The sequence below is a fragment of the Desulfobacula sp. genome (assembly GCF_014237455.1).
In the GTDB taxonomy this organism is placed as follows: Bacteria; Desulfobacterota; Desulfobacteria; order Desulfobacterales; family Desulfobacteraceae; genus Desulfobacula.
Genome location: NZ_JABZFL010000002.1, coordinates 77,012 through 96,772, shown reverse-complemented (window position 1 = coordinate 96,772; position 19,761 = coordinate 77,012). Strand labels below are relative to the sequence as shown.

At 42.1% G+C, this 19,761-nt stretch carries 11 protein-coding genes; 2 read left to right on the top strand and 9 right to left on the bottom strand.

Features of this window, described 5'->3' with window-relative positions; all coding sequences use genetic code 11:
• From HGJ91_RS00445 to HGJ91_RS00420, 6 genes are all read right to left on the bottom strand, one after another.
• A partial coding sequence (locus tag HGJ91_RS00445) for a cyclopropane-fatty-acyl-phospholipid synthase family protein (protein ID WP_291345704.1) occupies nt 1-430 on the bottom strand: 430 nt, incomplete at its 3' end.
• A gap of 97 nt (nt 431-527) precedes the next feature.
• Nucleotides 528-824: a hypothetical protein gene (locus HGJ91_RS00440; protein WP_291345703.1), complete on the bottom strand. Its 297-nt coding sequence runs from the start codon at nt 822-824 to the stop codon at nt 528-530.
• Nucleotides 825-1,009: 185 nt separating this feature from the next.
• A complete protein-coding gene (locus HGJ91_RS00435) occupies nt 1,010-2,119 on the bottom strand; it encodes a DUF262 domain-containing protein (protein WP_291345702.1) in 1,110 nt (369 codons plus the stop codon).
• Entirely contained in the window at nt 2,116-2,871 is a 756-nt protein-coding gene (locus HGJ91_RS00430) for an FRG domain-containing protein (protein WP_291345701.1), read from the bottom strand. The genes HGJ91_RS00435 and HGJ91_RS00430 overlap by 4 nt, the downstream gene beginning before the upstream one ends.
• A gap of 322 nt (nt 2,872-3,193) precedes the next feature.
• Complete coding sequence (locus HGJ91_RS00425; RefSeq protein WP_291345700.1) at nt 3,194-4,087, bottom strand: acyltransferase; 894 nt, start codon at nt 4,085-4,087, stop codon at nt 3,194-3,196.
• A gap of 8 nt (nt 4,088-4,095) precedes the next feature.
• On the bottom strand, nt 4,096-5,580 hold the full coding sequence (locus tag HGJ91_RS00420) for a sigma 54-interacting transcriptional regulator (protein WP_291345699.1): 1,485 nt from the start codon (nt 5,578-5,580) through the stop codon (nt 4,096-4,098).
• A gap of 248 nt (nt 5,581-5,828) precedes the next feature.
• On the opposite strand from HGJ91_RS00420, the gene HGJ91_RS00415 reads away from it, so the two are divergent.
• Nucleotides 5,829-16,979, top strand: a complete 11,151-nt coding sequence (locus tag HGJ91_RS00415; protein WP_291345698.1) for a type I polyketide synthase — start codon at nt 5,829-5,831, stop codon at nt 16,977-16,979.
• Nucleotides 16,980-17,049: 70 nt separating this feature from the next.
• Nucleotides 17,050-17,949 (top strand): SDR family NAD(P)-dependent oxidoreductase, encoded by a 900-nt coding sequence (locus HGJ91_RS00410; RefSeq protein ID WP_291345697.1) that lies wholly within the window; start codon nt 17,050-17,052, stop codon nt 17,947-17,949.
• Nucleotides 17,950-17,964: 15 nt separating this feature from the next.
• Here the strand turns inward: HGJ91_RS00410 and HGJ91_RS00405 are convergent, their stop codons facing one another.
• From HGJ91_RS00405 to HGJ91_RS00395, 3 genes are read right to left on the bottom strand one after another with little or no spacing between them, the layout of a single operon-like run.
• Nucleotides 17,965-18,318 (bottom strand): cytoplasmic protein, encoded by a 354-nt coding sequence (locus tag HGJ91_RS00405; protein WP_291345696.1) that lies wholly within the window; start codon nt 18,316-18,318, stop codon nt 17,965-17,967.
• 36 nt (nt 18,319-18,354) lie between these two features.
• Entirely contained in the window at nt 18,355-18,825 is a 471-nt protein-coding gene (locus tag HGJ91_RS00400; protein ID WP_291345695.1) for a PaaI family thioesterase, read from the bottom strand.
• A gap of 50 nt (nt 18,826-18,875) precedes the next feature.
• Nucleotides 18,876-19,703 (bottom strand): mechanosensitive ion channel domain-containing protein, encoded by an 828-nt coding sequence (locus tag HGJ91_RS00395; RefSeq protein ID WP_291345694.1) that lies wholly within the window; start codon nt 19,701-19,703, stop codon nt 18,876-18,878.
• Nucleotides 19,704-19,761: the final 58 nt, after the last annotated feature.

The following is a 19,761-nucleotide window of genomic DNA, read 5'->3' as shown; positions in this document are numbered from 1 at the left end:
AAATGACAGCAATTCCATTAGCTGCCATCAATGGTCTCCAGGCTTTCAATGCACCTTTAAATGTCAAGTTATAAGCGGCTCCCTCGGACCAAAGCAGATCAATGGTTTCTGGTTTCCAACCAAGACTCCCCATGTCGCATTCGATCGCTTCTACTAAATGTTCAAGTCCTCGCTGTTTTGCTCGATTTGTCAGCTCATTAAGAAATTCTCGCGAGAAATCTACTGCCCGTATTTTTGTTTTAAATCTGTCCGCCAGTAATAGTGTTCCCGCACCAGCACCGCAACCGATATCGGCTATGCGTGGATTTGCTGGTAACTCTTTAATCAGCGAAAGAATATGATTCGAATAGTTTGTGTCACCTGGGCCTTGTCTCTCTAAACCGAGATGTAGCTTGATAAGCGCTTGAATATATTTCTCATGTTCTTCCATTTAGATTGTTGGCCTTTTCATAATTGATACATTAATCTACTGGTTGATGCGACTACAAGGCATATTAAAATGCTGACGTTTAATTCACCGGCGAGCTTCAGCGAGTCCGGTGGAATGGCTGGTCAACTTTTTGTTTTATTTTTAATTCGCTTTCTTTTAAGAGTAGAATCTCTCCTTTGTCATCCACCATCCAACTATAAACAAGGTCAGGTGGCACAAAAATATCTTCTATTGTTTCAAAACCTGTCTTCCAGTAACCAATGCGATATAGAAGCTCATAAGCAAATTCTTTTTGATTCCATTCATTGATATAACCACCACCATGGAGAGTAGTTTCCGCAGGCCAATCTCTCTCTATATGCGTAGCTGTACTATAGTATGGAGAATAGTCCATTAAACTAACCTGATAATTCACTTTTGCATATAACTCGTCGAATTGTATTGGGTGTAGTTTCCTACCATTTACTTGTGTAATATATTTTCCATGTTCTGCCTAAACCTTCGGGTTAAATTGCGTTTGTATCTAAAAATAAATAGGATATTTGCAAATTAATTTGAAAATCATCGGTTCACACAAAACTATTCTATTGGTTTAAAGCTTTCTTGTTTTTCTGGAAAAAAAGATACCTGACTTAGTCCAAGGTGGTTGGCAAGAACAGATAACCGTTCACGTATATTAGAAGAATCATTTGTTCCTTGCTGGGTTAAACGGTCGTACTCAAGTAATTCAAATTGAGATGATTCATAATCACTTTCTGCCCGAATTCTGTTTTTTTTCAATAGACTTTGGAAATCAATTAGTTTCCGCCTTGTTATTTTTTCCGTCTCTTTATGAATGTTTGATAATTTAAACAGGAGGTAATAGATGGTTATGTTGCCCTGAGCTCTGAGCAAAACATCTCTATGCCCAAAGGTCTCACACATTAAATCAAGAACTCGTGTAACTATTTTTTCCAAGAAACCGCTGATGCATTCTTTATCAACTTTATAGTTTCGGGCAAGAGCATCTAAATATACTTTTTTTGTATCAATTATTCTTTTTTGGGCAATTGAATGCTCAAGCAATAAAAGCCGAGCTGCTACCTCTCTGTGCTGATATCTTTTATTCGTAAAAGAAACTTTTTCATCAAAAAAACTATGATCAGCTATGGTTCTGATGCATTGAACAAGTTCTCCCCCGATAGCATTCCTTTTTTCGGCAGCATTTAAAGGGACTGCTTCATTTAATCTTGAAAACATATCTTCAATAAGATCATCATCATCAGTATCAACTCCAATGACAGGTAAAAAGAAAGAATCAAATTTGATTTTAATTCTTGGATAATTCTTTGCAATATCATCATAGCTCAGACTAGCCAGTTTAATAGTCGGGTCTCTTTGATATTCAAAATCATCTGCAAGTGTAAAGTCTCCATCTATGAATTTCCAGATAGTTTCTAACCTTTGCCGGCCATCAATGACAGCATATTCAATTCCAGTTTCTGTTCGTTTTTCTCGATCATACAAGTGAAAATATATTTTTGGAATATCGTAATCATTTAGAATAGAATCTATTAAGAGCTGTTTTTTTTCCTTAGTCCAGACACCTCCCATCCTCTGATAAGAAGGATCTAACCGTATTACTTTTTTTTCGGAGTAAAGAAACATAATGGTACTGTTTTTGAGCACATTTGTACTTATATAACTCATAATAGTTCTCCTCTAATAATATCACCTATACTTGCAAGCTCCGGAAATAGTTGAAATTTTGTAAAGCCTAATATTGATAATTGGTTAGCTATAAGCTCTTTAGATGAATCGTCAGGAATTACATATTTAATAACATGTGATGAATCTCCAATTTCTTCAATAGAAATTTGCTCTAAATGATGAATGGTGAATACACCTAATTGAGCCTGGATGCGTGGATTATTCCTTGCTGCAATTGTCGCAACAGGTTTGAGTCGGGTCCTGGGGTTGGAAGCTAAGCTTTCTATCGAGTGTAATTTTAAAATTTCCTCCTCAAATGAAGGAATGTAAAACTCTTCATCAGGATCCCTTATCCCAGCATTCTTATTGAGTTCCGATGGCTTCAAGCTCCATAATGCAGCAGGAATTCCTGAGTGTGTGTTCGCTTTCTCAATTGCAAAGTATAACGCAATAAGTGGATTTTCGCTCCAATCCAAAAGCCTTGTTGGAATACCATAGTGCTGCATTAGAAAAAGCCAATCGAAAGAACCTTTTGGTACAGCATCAACGAGCATAGTAGCGTTTTGTTTGAATCGTTTCAATAATGTTGATTCAGATGGTGCATTGCTTAACCTGAAGTAACTGGGAAGTAATGACCAGATAGCTTCTGCTTGTCCGCGATACCAGATTGAACCATTGTATCCTGTATTATCATCCTGTAATACTTGCAAAAGATCTTGGAGCGAGGTTATTTCTTTCTCGAGTAAAGACATCTAAAGTACCTCTTTATAAATTATTTTAGGAAAACCTATCATCAAACTTATAAGATTTCTACTTTTTTTGTTCTTTTCTTTTTTGTGTTATACATTGGCAGAACGTATCATATTAAGCAGAAAAAAATCTGTATATTAACCTTATATATCTTCTTTATAATATAAGATCAAAGTATCTAAAACAGTTTTTAAATTTTCAGGCAGCGTTTAAAAAAATAGTCTGGCACACAAGAGAGATCATGTAAAGCAATATCCGGTTTTTCAAGAACCATAAACAGTCCAGGCGGTGCATGGGGCCCTGATGCCCGATTTTATGATGAAGCTATATTTTTACTTTCAATGTTTTAATTTTTTCATCTTTCTTTTGCCATAACGCGTTCAGCCAAACAAAAAAACGGTTTTTATACTCGGGGTCATTAAAATAATCTCCGGTCAGAGAATCCGTCAAGGGGATAACATCAAAGTCGATAATGATTTTATCGACCCGGCCTGAAATATATTGCCAGAATGTGGGGATTTTATCCGGATACACAATAGTGACATCAATGATTTTATTCAGATAGTCACCCATGGACCCCAGGACAAAAGCGATTCCGCCGGCTTTCGGGATCAGAAGATGATTGAAATGATTGTTTTGGGACTTATTTTTATGCTGTGTGAACCTTGTCCCCTCGACAAAATTCATGATGGAGACCGGCGTATGTTTAAATTTTTCACATGCTTTTTTTGTGCTGGCAAGATCTTTATTTTTTAGATGGGGTTTCTCTTTTAATTGTTTTTTTGAATATCGTTTCATAAAAGGAAAATCCAATGCCCACCAGGCAAGGCCTAAGAACGGAACCCAGATTAATTCTTTTTTTAAAAAAAATTTCAGCAGGGGAATTTTTTGGTTTAAGGTTGTCTGCAACGCTAAAATATCCACCCAGGACTGGTGATTGGAAATAACCAGGTACCATTCTTTTTTTTCTAATTTTTCAAGCCCTCTGATATCCCAGTCTATTTTGCAAAACAGCTTTGAGTTGAATGAATTAATGCCGATCCAGAGACTGGCAATGGATATCAGGATTTTATCAAGAATGACAACAACACCGTGAACCGGGATAAGAAGCTTGAAAAGAGAGACCAGGAGTAATGGAAGGGTCAGCAGGATGGTATTCACCGTATATAATAATATCGATAAAACGCCTTTGATTGAGTATGGTAGAAAATATAACATAAAAATGGTCAGGGTTTTTTAAACTTCATGATATGTTTTTTTATCGTTCTTCTATCCAGTCCTGTCAGGTTTGCGACCTTCTCATAGGTGCCGGCATCATCGTATAAGAGCTTGCAGTATCCTGATACCAGGGATGACATAGAGATATCCCGGTCTGAAATCCCTTGTAAAAGTTTTTGTTGCAGGGAGATGGTTTCCTCCTCCTCTTTTTGTTTGCCTTTATAGTCCCGTCTTAACAAAACACTTCTGACACACTGTTCAAGCTCTCGGACATTCCCTGGCCATTGATAATTCTTTCCAAGCCGGCGGTCAATAATTCTTTTCACTTTCAGGATTAATTTTTCAGAATGGGTACCGGCCATTTTTTTTATGGTGAAGTCAAGGAGATCATCAATTTCAGATAGGTTTTCATCGATCCGTGTTCTAAGGGGCGGTACTTCAATGATATCAGAACACAGCCTGTAATAAAAATCGTCTCTGAAGACCTTGCCGCTGAGAACATCTTTTTTGGGCCGGTTGGTGGCGGCAATGACCCTTCCGTTAAATCTTGATTTTTCATGGGTCCCGACAGGAGAAAAGCTTCTCTCCTGGAGAACTCTTAACAGTTTGATCTGTACATGGTTGGGGATTTCACCGATTTCATCGAGAAGAATGGAGCCATGGGGGCTGCACCGGTCAAACACACCCTGGTAATCATCCACTGCCCCTGTAAAGGCACCTTTTGTATGGCCGAACAGTTCGGATTCGAGCAGGGTCTCAGGATACTGGGAAAGATTCAGGGAAGAAAAGGCCCGGGTGAAGCTCTGGGTAAAACATTGTTTTTTTTCATCAAAGGGAATATATCCGCTTCCACCGATGGCTTTGGCGGCTGTCCCTTTTCCTGTGCCGGTTTCCCCCAGAAGCAGGGTGGAAAAATCCTCCATTTTGTTCCATAGAAATTTATTGTACAGATCAAAATTATAAGTGAAAACATTGTACCATAAATGCTTTTTCAGCTTTTTCATGCACGGGCTGCTGCCCACAAGGGAGGTGGAAATAAAATAAAAGGCCCGTCGGAGTTGATAGGAAAGGGCAAAATAATGGGGGATGCTCTTAGCGGCAAATCCCTTTGTATGGAGCATATGCATGGCTTTTTCAGCAAAGGGAACCTTGATTGGTGTGTCTTCGGCCTTGATTTGATCCTTTATCAACTGGTCAAAATCATCCCTGAATTTGTAAAAGATATCAAACAGGAATACAATCGTAATGGTTTCTTTGTCCTGGTCGTGAAACGCGTTGATATTGGCACGGCCCTGGCTGTCGAGTTCTTTTATCCGGCGATCCACTTCTTTGGTACATTGATCAATGCTTTCCCGCCTGGAAGCTGAAGGGAAAAGGCCTGCAATTTTAAGATCAAGCGTTTCTCTTAAATCGCTGAACGGGTTTGCAAAAGCAGCATTATAAACCGTTCTGAAAAAGTGGCGTTCTTCGGAATTAAGCGTTGCTTTTTTCAATTCAAATCTCCCTCAGATGATATTGCCGATAATGTGCAATTTTGTACACGCCGTATACATAAAATGCAAGAGAAAATCTGTTGTTTGATAACCACAAAAGAAAATTAAAATAAAAAATACTATCATTTCGGTTGGTTATATTTTTCAGGGGGTTTGGCACAATACTTGAAATATGTAATGAGGTTAACGTAAATTTTCATGGTTGCACTGTGAAAATGAAATCAAAAATAAATTATGGAGAAACACTTATGATTAGAAGAATACTGAATTCAAGACTGCCTTTAATGGTTTATAATCCGGCAAAGGTATTTGATGTAAAGTATTTTAAAGAGATTTTCAACGCTGGCGCTCTTCCGGTATTTGATACGGAATGTTTAACCCATGACGACATACTTCAAAACGCCTTGTTGATTTCCAAAGAAAAATTCAGCTTTGGTATAAGACTTTCAACCCATGATAATGACCTGATTCAAAAAATAAAGCACCAGCAGATGATCAATCTTGATCTTTTAATTTCCCCTCTTTCAAAGGAGGATACGCCCGCAGATTTCACAAATTTTGCAGACACAAAAATAGTCCTGGAAATCAAAGATATTAATATAAACGACAAGATAAAAGCGGTTTCACCCCATGCCTTGATCCTGAAAGGGAATGAAGCAGGAGGCAAGGTTTCAAAATATTCTTCTTTTGTTTTGATGCAATGGTATTTGAAAAACAGTGAATTGCCGATATTCATCCATGGCGGTGTTGGAAAATATACCGCTACCGGACTGTTTGCAGCTGGGGTATCCGGTCTGGTCATGGACAGTCAGTTTCTCATGACAGACGAAGCCCCGGTATCGGATAATTTTAAAACGCTTTTGGCTATGGTGGATGAGAGTGATTCCACTGAGATCATATATAATGGGCAGGATATTTACCGGGTGTTTGCAAAATTGGGGACTAAAGTTGTTAAAGACCTGAAACAGCAGGCAATTGAATTTAGCGATGATCCCAATGGCAGACAAAAGATTTATGCGTCCATCGTGGATAATATGGCAGCCTTTGACAAAGAGGATACTCAGTTTATCCAGTCTCTTTTCTACCTGGGCCAGGACGGCGTATTTGCAAAGGATTTTGTAAAAGAGTCAACAAGTCTTCATGACATTATTTCCAGTTTTTTCAAAACCATTGGCGAGAATTTAAATTTCATTGATGATAATGATCCAATAAAGCCGGGGTCCCCGTTTGCCAAGGACCAGGGAACAAGATTTCCGTTGATCCAGGGACCCATGGCAAATATTTCCGATAACTCTGATTTTGCAAATAAGGTCCTTGAACAGGGAGCGTTGCCGTTTTTTGCAGTGGGAAGTCTTCCTGAAGACCTGGCAGACGTTATGCTCAAGGATGGTGCCAAAAAAGTGGATGTTTTCGGTGCAGGGCTTGTGGGCATGGAAGCCTTTAATCCCGCGGTAAAAAAACATTTGGACATGGTTAAAAAATATAAGATTCCCTATGCGCTTTTTGCAGGCGGTATTCCTTCTCAGGTGGTAGAACTTGAAAAGGCAGGAACCAAAACCTATCTTCATACGCCATCCGTATCCATGATGGAAAATGCCCTGAAAAATGGATGCAAACGATTTATTTTTGAAGGCGGGGAAGCCGGCGGCCATGTGGGCACGCTTTCCAGCTTGGTGCTGTGGGAGGATGCTATTGCCACACTGCTTAATAAAAATTATGATCTCACGGATGTATACTTGGTATTTGCCGGTGGCATTTCCACCTGCTTTGCGTCATTTTTTATTTCAGGGCTTACCTCATTTCTTGCGGCCAGAGGGGCAAAAATCGGTATCCAGGTGGGAACGGCTTACCTTTTTGCCGATGAAATTGTAGCAACCAAAAGTATTAAACCTCAGTACCAGGAAATCATTATCCGGGAAAATGAGACCATGGTGATCGGTAAAAACTTAGGACTGGCATCCAGGACCGCACCCACCGAGTTTGCCAGAAGAATGATTAAAGCTGAAGTTGAGATGATTAAAAACAAGGAAAGTCTTGATACGATAAAACGGTCCTTTGAAAAGAAAAATATTGGTTCACTGCTCATCGGTGCAAAAGGGTTTATACCGGATTTTAAAAATCCCGGGCCTGAGAATTACATCTGGTTTGATGATAAAGAGCACAAAGAAAAAGGCAATTTTCTTGTGGGGGACAGCCTGGCCTTTTTTGATCGGTCCGTCACCATAAAAGAGATCCACGATAAATATTTTGAAGCCAAATCAACCCTTTACACAAATATTAATTTTCTTGAAATATTTTCAAGCCCGAAAAATAAAATTAATGATGAGATTGCCGTGGTGGGTATCGGTTGTACGCTGCCGGATGCCGATGATCCGGACAGCTTGTGGGAGAATATTTTAAACAAAAAATATTCCATCAGCCAGATGCCACCGTCAAGATTTGACTCCGATCTCTATTATGACCCTGACAAAAGTGCGGAAGATAAAACCTACACCGCCCTTGCAGGACATGTAGACCATTTTGAGTTTGAGTGGGAACGGTTCGGGTATGCTGAAGGCAAAGAAAAAAGACTTTCCCGCAGTCAGAAAATGGTGTTGCAGACCGCATACAAAGCCGTCGAAAATGCAGGATTTCTGGGAGATGACAACCGTCTGATCTGTAATGATCCTGCAAGAACAGCTGTTATTATTGCCACCTGCCTTTCCAATGAGCTGGGAAATGACCTTCAGCTTAAGTACTGGTATCCACAACTGGTATCCATGATGGAGAAAACAGATGAGTATCAGACGTTAAGCCATGACGAAAAAGAGGGCGTCAAACAAGCCTTAATGGAAGGCATAGAAGGGGAAAACAAAGGATACGATCCTGTCCATGGTATGCTTTTGAACATCGAAGCTTCAAGGATTGCCCGTCACTTAGGTGTCCGGGGTGCCAATTATGTTGTGGATGCTGCCTGCGCATCCTCTATTACTGCACTTGATGCTGCAGCGGGCGAACTTTTGTCCGGTGAACACGACCAGGTCATTGTGGGTGGGGTAAATACTAATCTGACACCTGAAGCCTTTATCGGTTTCGCAAAAATGGGAACCTTGTCTGCTACAGGATCATATCCGTTTGATGAGCGGGCTGACGGGTTCATCCTGGGTGAGGGATCAGTCGTTTTTGTATTAAAAAGAATGAAAGATGCGATCAGGGACAAGGATCGTATTCTGGGTGTCATCAATTCCATTGGTTCAAGTTCTGACGGCAAGGGAAAGGCCATTGCCGCACCAAATCCGAAGGGGCAGGTATTAAGCGTTCAGCGGTGTTTTGAAAATATTAAGCCCGGTATCAGCCCGGAAGATATCGGATTTATCGAAGCCCACGGAACCTCCACCACCATCGGTGATCAGGCAGAGCTTGAGACCTTGAATTCCATATATAAGAATGCCAATGCCGGTATCAGTTCCATAAAATCCCAGATCGGCCACCTTTTGGGATGTGCCGGATCAGTAGGGATTTTAAAGGCATTACTGACTGTTAACAAAGGAATCCTGCCACCCAATGGCCGGTTTGAAACCCTTTCAAAAAATCATGATTTAAACGGATCTTCCCTGTTTATTATAAAAGAGTCAAAAGAATGGAAATCTGAAGGTAACACATCCAGGAAGGCGGCTGTTTCTTCTTACGGGTTCGGCGGTATTAATTATCACATTGTGGTTGAGCAGATGACCGAGAACTATCAGGCTGTCCCGCGGGATATTTTTATTGACCCTTCCTATGATTTTAATGATGACAGGATTGTGGTTGCAGGGCTCGGGGTTTTTCTTCCGGGTGCAAAAAATACAGAGGAGTTCTGGGAGAAACTTGAATCAGGACAAAAACAATTATCCCATATCCCGGCTGTTCACTTTGACAATGATGCCTATGCGAATCTTGATAAAAATTCCACTTACAGGCTTCCCAAAGTAAAGGCGGGTATGGTCAAAGAACATAAGTTCAACAATTTGAAATATAGAATGCCCCCCATGATGGTAAAATCCATTGAAAGAGGACAGATCTTCGGACTGGAGGCAGCCAGTGAGGCACTTGAAAGTTCGGGTCTGCTGGACCAGCTGTCTGCTGGCAACAAGGTTGGCGTGATCCTTGGTACCATTTCAGGAGAACGGCAGAGCAAAAATATTATCAGGGTTAGAAAACAATTTATCGGCAATATCATTAAAAATTGTCCCAGGATTGATTCTGCAAAGCTCAACAGGCTTTCGGAACGGGTTGTGGAATCCATCCGGAATACGATTCCAGAGAACAATGAAGATACCACCCCCGGACTTTTGTCCAATATTATCTCTGGCAGGATCACCAATTATTTCGGGTTGAATGGTGCCAATTACGTGATCGATGCATCCTGTGCATCTTCCTCCATTGCCATAAGAAATGCGGCCAGGAATTTAAAACACAAAGATCTTGATTTCGTGCTGGCAGGCGGGGTCGACTGCAACCTGTACCCGGCCGTCCTCATGGCATTCAAACGCCTCGGCCTGTTGTCGGAAGGGGACTGCAACTTTTATGATTCAAGGGCTGACGGGTATGTCATGGGAGAGGGGGCTGCCATCCATCTGATGACCACCTATAAAAAGGCCAGAGAATATAATTTGGAGATTCTGGGTGAGATCAACGAATGCGCTGTCCGCTCAAGCGTACCGGATCATCTGCTTGCGCCTTCTGAACAGACTTTTGTATCCACCATAAATGAAACATATTATAAATCCGGGATCAGAAAGCAGGATATCCATCATCTGGATCTGTTTGCATTTTCCAATATTTTTGGAGATATCGTTGAAAAACAGGTGATCGAACATTGTTTTGACCATGAAATGCATTGTGGAAATATCAAATCCCAGTTCGGGTATTTTAAAGCTGCCAACCCGGCTGTTGCCATGGCAAAGCTGATGCTCATGAACCGCAAGGGTAAAATTCTGCCGGACTTTAATTATAATCCTGACCATTCCATTTTAAATGATTGTAAAATTTTAAAGCCGGCGCAGCAGATGGTGGTAAAGCCCCAGGGGCAGCCCTTTAGATTTGCAGCCAATGTTAACGGTATTGGCGGTAATCATTGCCATATGGTTATGAGCACATTGCCGGCCCGGCTTGAAAGGAAAGAAGAGATTGTGGAAGCTGAATTCAAAGCGGCTGCAGGGGATGATATTGTATTAATAGATCATGCTTACTCTGCTGATAACAGGGGTAAAAAATTGAGAATGGTCGCACTTCTTTCCGGCCAGGGCGCCCAGAGAAGCCGAATGATGAAGGAACTCTTTGCAAAAGATGCCCATATCAGGGAGGTAATGGAAAAGGGCGAAAAGATTTTTGTTGAACAGCGTGGCTATTCATTGCTGGAGATGATGTTCGGTACAGATGATGTCATTAACTCAACACAGAATACCCAACCGGCAGTCTTTCTTTCGTCTGCCGCCATTTACAGCCGACTGTCCCGGGAAGGATTTTCACCCGATTACTTCATCGGCCACAGTGTGGGAGAATACACAGCCCTTTTTTGCAGCGGTATGCTTTCTTTTGACGATGCCATGCGTTTGATCATCAAACGTTCGGATCTTATGCATGAAGCCACATTAAAGGTTCCGGGTAAAATCATGGTGGTATTCAAAAATGAAAAAGAGACAGAGCATCTGATCAGAAAAGCCTTTGTATCCAATATTTATATTACTAATAAAAACAGCGAAAAACAGACGGCTGTCTCAGGAAAGGCTGAGGATATTGAAAAATTCTGCACCTTTTTGACCCAGCAGGAAATTTTTTATAAAAAGCTGAATCTTACCGGGGCGTTTCATACACCTTTGTTAAAAGATGCTTCACAAAAATTAAGAGCGTATCTGGATACCATAACCTTTAATGACACCCGGTTTGGAAAAATTATTTCCAATACCACGGCAAGACCATATCCGGAAAGACACGAAGATGTAAAAGATCTGCTGGCAAGACAGATTATCTCACCCGTTGAATTTATTACATCTATTGAGAATGTATATGTATCCGGCAGAACCCATTTTATAGAGATCGGTCCGTCAAGGTTGCTGGTGAATCTTTTGAAAAATATTAATATCGGAGAGTATGGCACGGCCGTATCCGTGGATGCTAAAATCGGAGAGGTGAAATCCTTTGAGGAATGCAGAAAATATTTACAGGACTGCAATAGTATTTTTGAGGCAAAATCTGTTCGAGTAAGTGAACCCGGAATTATTCCCGAAATGAAAGAGGAGTTATCAAAAACAGAGATGTCTGAAGATTTTGAATCCTTTAAACAAAATAACCAGAAACTGGTTGATCAGATCCTTTACAAGGAATATCAGCACCAGAAACGCCAATCGGCCATTGATGCCATTGAAAGATATGATTTTAATACCAACAAAATATTGATTTCAGGTGTTTCTGTGGGGCTTCCGGGCAAAGCAAGGCGTGTTTTTGCAACCGATAATTTTGATGCCATTCTCAATGGCGAAAATTTTATCGATTCCCTGACGAGTGAAGCCCAAGAGAAAATTATTGATAAGAATATCACCAAGCTTTATAAACAGCCGGATGGGAATGCAAGGTTTGTCCAGATCACTAAAGCCGAAGATGTGATCCATCTGGCGGGACAGTTAGGGTATTTTGACCTCAATGATGAATACGGCATTAAAGAACAATACGATATCAGCATGGCCATTGGTATTGCCGCAGGGATTGAAGCGTTAAAAGATGCGAACATACCCCTTGTCATGCAGTATAAAAAGATGAAAGACGGGAAGACCATGATTCCTGACGGGTTTGCCCTGCCGGAAGAGATGCAGGAAGAGACAGGGGTGATTATTACATCGTTATGGCCCAATGGAGAAACCCTGATGTCAGAGTTTGAAAAATATTTTTATGAGAAAATGTTTCTCAAACCCTATGAAGAGTTTGAAAAAATTTACTATTATCTCATGGAAAAAATAAAAGATCTTTCCATTAAAGAGCAGCTGACAGAGTGGTTTTTCAAGGCAAAGTCAAGAAAACGGTCAGATTTTGGTCCCTACAAGTTTGACAGGAATTTTTTGGCCAACGCCTGTCCTCTGGGATCTGCCCATCTGGCTCAGATTATCAAAGCCAAAGGTCCGAACACACTGGTCAGTTCCGCCTGTGCATCCACTACCCTTGCCATTGGTATTGCCGAAGACTGGATCAGGGTCGGCCGATGCAAAAGAGTGCTGGTGGTTGGTGGTGAGAATGTGACCACGCCGAGTCAGAACCAGTGGGTGGGATCAGGGTTCCTGGCACTTGGGGCCGCCACTATCAAAAAGAGAGTCTCGGAAGCAGCCAAACCCTTTGATGAAGACCGTAACGGAACCATTCTGGGCTCCGGTGCTGTGGGTCTTGTTGTTGAAAGCGAGAGCTGTGCAAAGGAAAGAGGCATGAACGGCCAGTGCGAGATTCTTGGCACTCATATCGCCAATTCAGCTTTTCACACCTATAATATTGATGTGCCCCACATGTCCCACGAGATGAAAAAATTCATCAATAAAGTGGAAAAACAAAATGGAATTAAGAAAAAAGACTATGCAGATAAGCTTCTTTTCATGTCCCACGAGACCTATACTCCGGCAAGGGGAGGCAGCGCCGATGCGGAAGTAACTGTTCTTGAAACAACCTTTTCCAATCACCTGGACAGCATCTGCATATCCAACACCAAAGGATTTACAGGCCATACCCTTGGGGCTGCCATAGAAGATGTTGTGCTGGTTAAAGCCCTTCAGAAAAGAAAAGCCCCTCCCATTGCAAATCTTCAGAAAATACCCGAAAATTTCAAGAAACTCAATTTTTCTGGTCAGGAGAAAATTGATTCTGAGTATGGTCTCCATCTGGCTGCCGGGTTTGGCTCTCATTTTGCTTTCATGTTTGTCAAACGGGTAGAGGAAAATCCGGTTGAAGGCAATGTTCGATATCAGAACTGGATAAAACAAATCACCGGATCCCAAAATCCTGAACTCAAGATGATTGATAATACCCTATGTGCTGTGGCCGGAGGAGAAGCCCTGCTGCCCCTGACAAAGGAAACAAGGAAAGTTGAAAAACCTGTAAAAGTGGCTGTCCCTGCCATGCCGACAATACCTGCGCCCGTTGCAGCAGTGAAAGAAACAGCAGTAGAGGTTGAAACAAAATCGGTTGAAGAGATAACCGGAGGGGCATCCGCGGGAGTTTCTGCCTTTGAAACGGTTAAGTCAATTATTGCCGGGCAGACCGGATATGCGTCAGACATGCTGGAGGATGATCTGGATCTTGAAGCAGATCTTGGGATAGATACAGTGAAACAGGTTGAGATTTTTGCCAAGATTGCCTCTCATTTTGGCTTTTCAGTGCCGGATGATTTAAAACTCCGGGATTTGAATACCATTGCCAAACTGGCCGGGTATATTGTCACAAGAGTTGATATACCGGGTACAGAAACGGCCATTCCGACGCCTGTTGCTGCTCAACCTGAGATACAATCAGAGACACAATCGGCACCGGGAGCGCAAGTCCTTTCCAATGCCATTGACACGGTCAAGGAGGTCATCGCCGAGCAGACCGGATATGCGTCAGACATGCTGGAGGATGATCTGGATCTTGAAGCAGATCTTGGGATAGATACAGTGAAACAGGTTGAGATTTTTGCCAAGATCGCCTCTCATTTTGGCTTTTCAGTGCCGGATGATTTAAAACTCCGGGATTTGAATACCATTGCCAAACTGGCCGAGTATATCCAGTCCAGGGCCGGAGCTGTACAAGCGCCCCAAACAGAAGAAGCGACTGCTGTGGAAAACGATGACGTTCCATCGGTAAGTAACATCACCATTCCTTTAAATGAAGAGGATGAATTTCCTAATCCTGTATCACCCGTCAAACGGTTGATTGTAAGGGTCAGAGAATCCCGGATTCCTGAACTTTCCAAAAAGGATTTTAAAGGCAAAAAAATTATTGTCTCCCTTGACAGCCACGGGTTTGCCAAAAAAATTATTGAAAAAATAAAAAAAAAGGGGGGTGAGGTCATTACCATTGGCGGCAAGGGTGCGGATTTTAAGTTTGACCTGACCGATGTCAAAGCCACAGAAAAGAGGGTGGAAGAGTTTAAAGAAACCTATCCGGAAGTGAACGGGTTCATCCATTTGTCACCCCTTGACACTTATTTTGATAAGAAAGAGGGGAAAGGTGATTCAGACGACTCCCTCAACACAACCATCAAATCCTTTTTTGTTATGATTAAAGCTCTGTTTGAAACCCTTGATCAAAAAGAGAATGTCATTGGAACCATTGCCTTTGATTCGGTTGTATTCCCGTATATGGAAGACTGCGGAGATATCCATCCCATGTTTGCAGGCCTTGCAGGCCTTTTGAAAACCGTGAATAAGGAGATGACAGACACCAGGGTCAAGGTGGTGGACTTTTCTTATAAACAGCCCAAAAAGAGCATGGGAAGGATTGCAGATATGTTTTTAAATGAGCTTCTTTGCGACGATACAAGGGTAGAGGTGGGATATAAAAACAAAAAACGGTATGTCCTGACCATGACGCCTTCCATTGCAGATAAAACGCAACACATCATATCTGAGAATGACACCCTTCTGGTTACAGGGGGAGCGGGTGGCATTACCTACGAAATCATTAAGAAAGTGGTTGAAAAGTATAAGGTCAACCTGATTATTCTGGATATCAACGATATTTACAGTACCGATTCAAAATACCTGGATAAAATATCCACCCAGGCAGAGCTTATGGCCATGCTGAGAGACGATATGCCCGGGGTAAAACCCGTTGAAATCAAACGCGGCCTTGATCGCCTGATGCGGGTTCGGCAGTCACTTGAAAATATTGAAACCCTTCAGTCTCTGGGTGTCAGTGTTGAGTATAATTGTGTGGATGTAACGGATTTTGATGCTGTAAAGGCGGCCGTTGACAAGTATGACAGGATCGATGGAATTTTCCATGCCGCCGGCATGGAGATGAGCCAGTTCATCCCCAAAAAAGAGCTCTGGTCCTTTGAACTGGTGGTGGATGTTAAAGTCAAAGGGTTGCGAAACCTTTTGCAGGCCTTCAAAGACAGGGAGTATAAGTACTTTTTTACTTTCTCATCTGTCACAGCCCGCTTTGGGAATGAAGGCCAGGTGGATTATACATCTGCCAATGACTTCCTTGGGAAAACGTTGTTTCGTCAGAGACAGCTTCATCCTGAAAGAACTTACAAAGTCTATGCCTGGACTGCCTGGGGCGGTGTTGGTATGGCAACCAATCCAACTGTGAAAAAGGTGCTTGAGGAAAGAGGTATCCAGTTCCTTCCCATGGAACAGGGCGTCAAGTTCTTTATGGCAGATCTTTTGGATAAGACAGAGTCTGAAATGGTGTTTTCCGGCCTTGATTATTCCTTCGACTGGGATGGTCTTCTGGGAGATCCCGGGGATGTTCAATTTCCGTTTCTGGATACCCCGGTGGAAAAAACCGATATCGGCACTACTTATTCAAGGGTGCTGGATGTTGAAAGGGATATCTTCCTCCATGACCATACTATGGAAGATGTGCCGCTTTTTCTTGGCTCCACAGGGATCGAAACCATGGCTGAAGTGGCCAGATCCCTGTCCGAAGACAGAGCACATCTTGTTGAATTGACTGACTTTCAGATTCCCTACGCCATCAAACTCTTAAAGGGGCGGCCAAAGGAGCTTCTGGTTTCAGGAGACAGGAAAAAAGGCGGGTTGTTTAACTGCAGGATAACATCCCAGTTCAAGAATCCCGACGGCCTTGTCATGGGGGACCCAAAACTTCACTATGAAGGAAAATACAGGTTTGCCCGAAAACCATTAAAGGCAAAAAAGATCAAACTGCCGGAATTTAATCCGGTTTCTCATGAAGGTGATCTTGAAACCCTGGTATATGACCCCAAGCGGCTGTTCATGTTCGGCCTTTTCGGTACCATCACGGATATTAACTCCTTTGACGGTAAAACATTGGTCACAACAGTGGCGGATAAAAGCAAAAAAGAGTTTTTTAAAGGGGTGAAAGATCCCAATTTTGTAGCAGCCCCCATCCTGGTTGATGCCATGTTCCAGACCGGCGGCCTTCTTGAGTTCTTTACCACCTCAAGGACAGTTTTGCCCTATAAAATCAAGTCTTTGAAATTTTACAGAGATGTCGAGAAAAATCAAGAATACTTTTGTATCACCCAAAAGATGGACTCAGATGAAGAAACCAATACCTACAACCTGAAGCTGGTTGATAAAAAAGGAAATATTTTTGTTGAAGTGGACAGCTTTGAAATGGTAAAACTCAACCGCCTTGATCCCGAAGACAGGATTGTTGATCTGGTTGAGTTTACTTTTTCTAATAAAAAGGAAAATTCAAAGGTCAACTGAATAAATCATAACACCTCTGTCTGAAATGCGGGGCAGAGGCATTTTTAGCATTTAAATGTTTGGAGACCATGTGGAATCAATTAGTTTTGAAAACAGGGTTGCTATCGTAACCGGTGCAGGAGAGGGGATCGGAAGAGAATATGCATTGGATCTTGCAAACAGAGGGGCCTGTGTTGTGGTCAATGATATCGGCCATGGGCCGGATCAGGGCCGGACAGCAGACAGGGTTGTAGATGAAATAAAAAGATCAGGTGGTCAGGCAGTTGCCTGTTTCGATTCCGTGGCTACCATGACAGGCGGTCAGCACATTGTTGACACAGCCATGGATCATTTCGGGAAGGTGGATATTCTGATTAATAATGCCGGGATACTGCGGGACCGGACATTTATGAAGATGACGGAACAAGAGTGGGATGACGTTATTGCCGTCCATTTGAAAGGCGCTTTTTGTGTGACCCAGCCTGCAGTAAAAATCATGAAAGAGAACGGGTACGGGCGAATCGTATTTACTGCCTCATCCTCGGGCATGTATGGAAATTTCGGCCAGGCAAATTACGGGGCTGCCAAAATGGGGGTTATCGGCATTATGAACACCCTGAAACTGGAAACAGCCAGGTATAATATTAAAATCAATACAGTGGCTCCCAATGCCGCAACCGGAATGACTCAGGGGGCTTTCCCCGACGAAGTGGCCAAAAGAATCAAGCCTGCATTTAACACGCCTATGGTGACCTTTCTGTGTTCTGAAGAAAACCGGGAATCCGGGATGATTTTTACCATGAGTGCAGGCTGGTTTGCCCGATCGGCAATGGTTTCCGGCAAAGGCTGCTGCATTGGAGATACAAAAAGACCGATAAGGGCAGAAGAGATCAGGGATCAGTTTGATCAGATAAAAAGCCTTGAGAATGCGCTTCCCTATGAACATTGCGGTGAGATTTACAGCCTGGGAAGACCTCTGACCGGCAGATAGGGGAAAAGCCGGTATCTAAAAGGTGATGATCTGGTAGCCCTTTTCAATAAAATTTCCCATGGAAGGATGACCTGACATGTCACCGATGAGGGGAATACCTTCTTTTTCAATCTCTTTTTCAACTTTAAGCTTAATGGAGCACGCTTTACAGGCTGCATGCAATATGCCAAGGCTTTTTGCTTTCTGGTAAAGACTTGAAAGAAAATGTCCTGGCTTGCTCATCTCAGGAACGAGTGTAACAGCTTCGCCTTCTAAGATAATTAATCCTTCCTGGCCGCGTTCATGCAGATCAATGCCATTGAGAAGGACATGGATAAAGCACAGGGGATCACCCCGGAATGCAAAGAGCACTTTTTTTTGATTTTCCATTTTTTATACGCCTTAATTTATTAAAATTTGATAAATTTATTTAATTATCATGTTTTCCGGTAGACGGACAGCCACAACATTACCCGTCGCACAAACTTTATTATTTGCCAGCAGTGTTGCATCGACCACCACTTTTTTTTCTTTTACTTCAACCACTCTGCCACGAATTTCAAGCTCCACACCCAAAGGGGTCGGGGCAAGGTAATTGACTTTTAAAGATCCAGTAACAAACCGCAGGGCCGGTTCTGTATCCATGTCCCTGCCCTGGGCCTGATAGGTTGCCGCAGCAGCAGTTCCTACACAATGACAGTCAATTAGAGAAGCAATCAGGCCGCCATAAACAAATCCTGGGATGGCAATATGGTGCTCTTCGGGAAGGAATTTAACAACACTTTCTTCTCCATCCCAATAACTTTTTATCTGTAATCCGTGCTCATTCAGTCTGCCGCATCCGTAGCAGTGACTGAAATCTTCTGAGTAATAATCTTGAAATGCTTTTTGAGTCATCTTCTACCTCTTTCAACGTTGTAAACAGTTTTTATTTAATGGTGCAATTTTTATTTTTCTTCTACCTGCTGGTTGAACATATGAACATCCTGTTGCGGGTAGGGGATACTGATGCCTTCTTTGTCAAATGTAATTTTGATTTTTTCAGTTAAATCAAAATAGACATCCCAGTATTCAGATGTTTTTACCCAGGGCCTGACAACAAAGTTCACACTGCTGTCAGCAAGCTCGGAAACAGCAATTTTCGTTTCTGGTGTATCCAGAACCCTGCTTTCTTCTTTAATAATTTTATCTAAAATCGTTTTTGCTTTTTTAATATCATCCTCATAGCCGATACCGATTACAAGATCTACTCTTCGTGTATCATTGGCGGTTACATTAGTGATCACATCGGTCGTAATATTTGAGTTGGGGACAATTACTCTCTGGTTGTCCGGCGTGTTTAGTATGGTATTAAACAGGGTGATACTGATGACATTTCCGGATACACCGGCTGCACTGATAAAGTCTCCCACCCTGTAGGGATGGAAAAGGACCAGCATGACCCCTGAAGCAAAATTGGACAGGGAATCTTTCAGAGCAAGGCCGATGGCAAGCCCCGCTGCCCCGACGATAGTAAGAAATGATGTGGTATTTATTCCAAGTTGGCCTGCAGCTGCGATAATGACAACAATCAGCAGGGTATAATAAATGATACTTTCAAGGAATTTAGTCAGGGTAGTGTCGACATTGTTTTTTTCAAGAAGCCGTGTGATCAGCTTTGTAAGTTTGCCGGCTATCCATTTACCGATTATAAAAATAAGAATGGCGGCAATTAATTTTACTGAGTACGTTGTTGCCCAATAGATCAGTGTTTCAGAAATTTTTTCAATATTCATGGTTATTCCTTTAATTAATAGAATGTAAAAAAGCCTTTGGCTGTCTTATGGACGTAAT

Excerpts from the sequence above, each read along its gene's own strand:
- HGJ91_RS00440 (WP_291345703.1), bottom strand. The coding sequence starts at position 824 with ATGGACTATTCTCCATACTATAGTACAGCTACGCATATAGAGAGAGAT.
- HGJ91_RS00405 (WP_291345696.1), bottom strand. The coding sequence starts at position 18,318 with ATGGAAAATCAAAAAAAAGTGCTCTTTGCATTCCGGGGTGATCCCCTG.
- HGJ91_RS00435 (WP_291345702.1), bottom strand. The coding sequence starts at position 2,119 with ATGAGTTATATAAGTACAAATGTGCTCAAAAACAGTACCATTATGTTT.
- HGJ91_RS00395 (WP_291345694.1), bottom strand. The coding sequence starts at position 19,703 with ATGAATATTGAAAAAATTTCTGAAACACTGATCTATTGGGCAACAACG.
- HGJ91_RS00425 (WP_291345700.1), bottom strand. The coding sequence starts at position 4,087 with ATGTTATATTTTCTACCATACTCAATCAAAGGCGTTTTATCGATATTA.
- HGJ91_RS00430 (WP_291345701.1), bottom strand. The coding sequence starts at position 2,871 with ATGTCTTTACTCGAGAAAGAAATAACCTCGCTCCAAGATCTTTTGCAA.
- HGJ91_RS00400 (WP_291345695.1), bottom strand. The coding sequence starts at position 18,825 with ATGACTCAAAAAGCATTTCAAGATTATTACTCAGAAGATTTCAGTCAC.
- HGJ91_RS00415 (WP_291345698.1), top strand. The coding sequence starts at position 5,829 with ATGATTAGAAGAATACTGAATTCAAGACTGCCTTTAATGGTTTATAAT.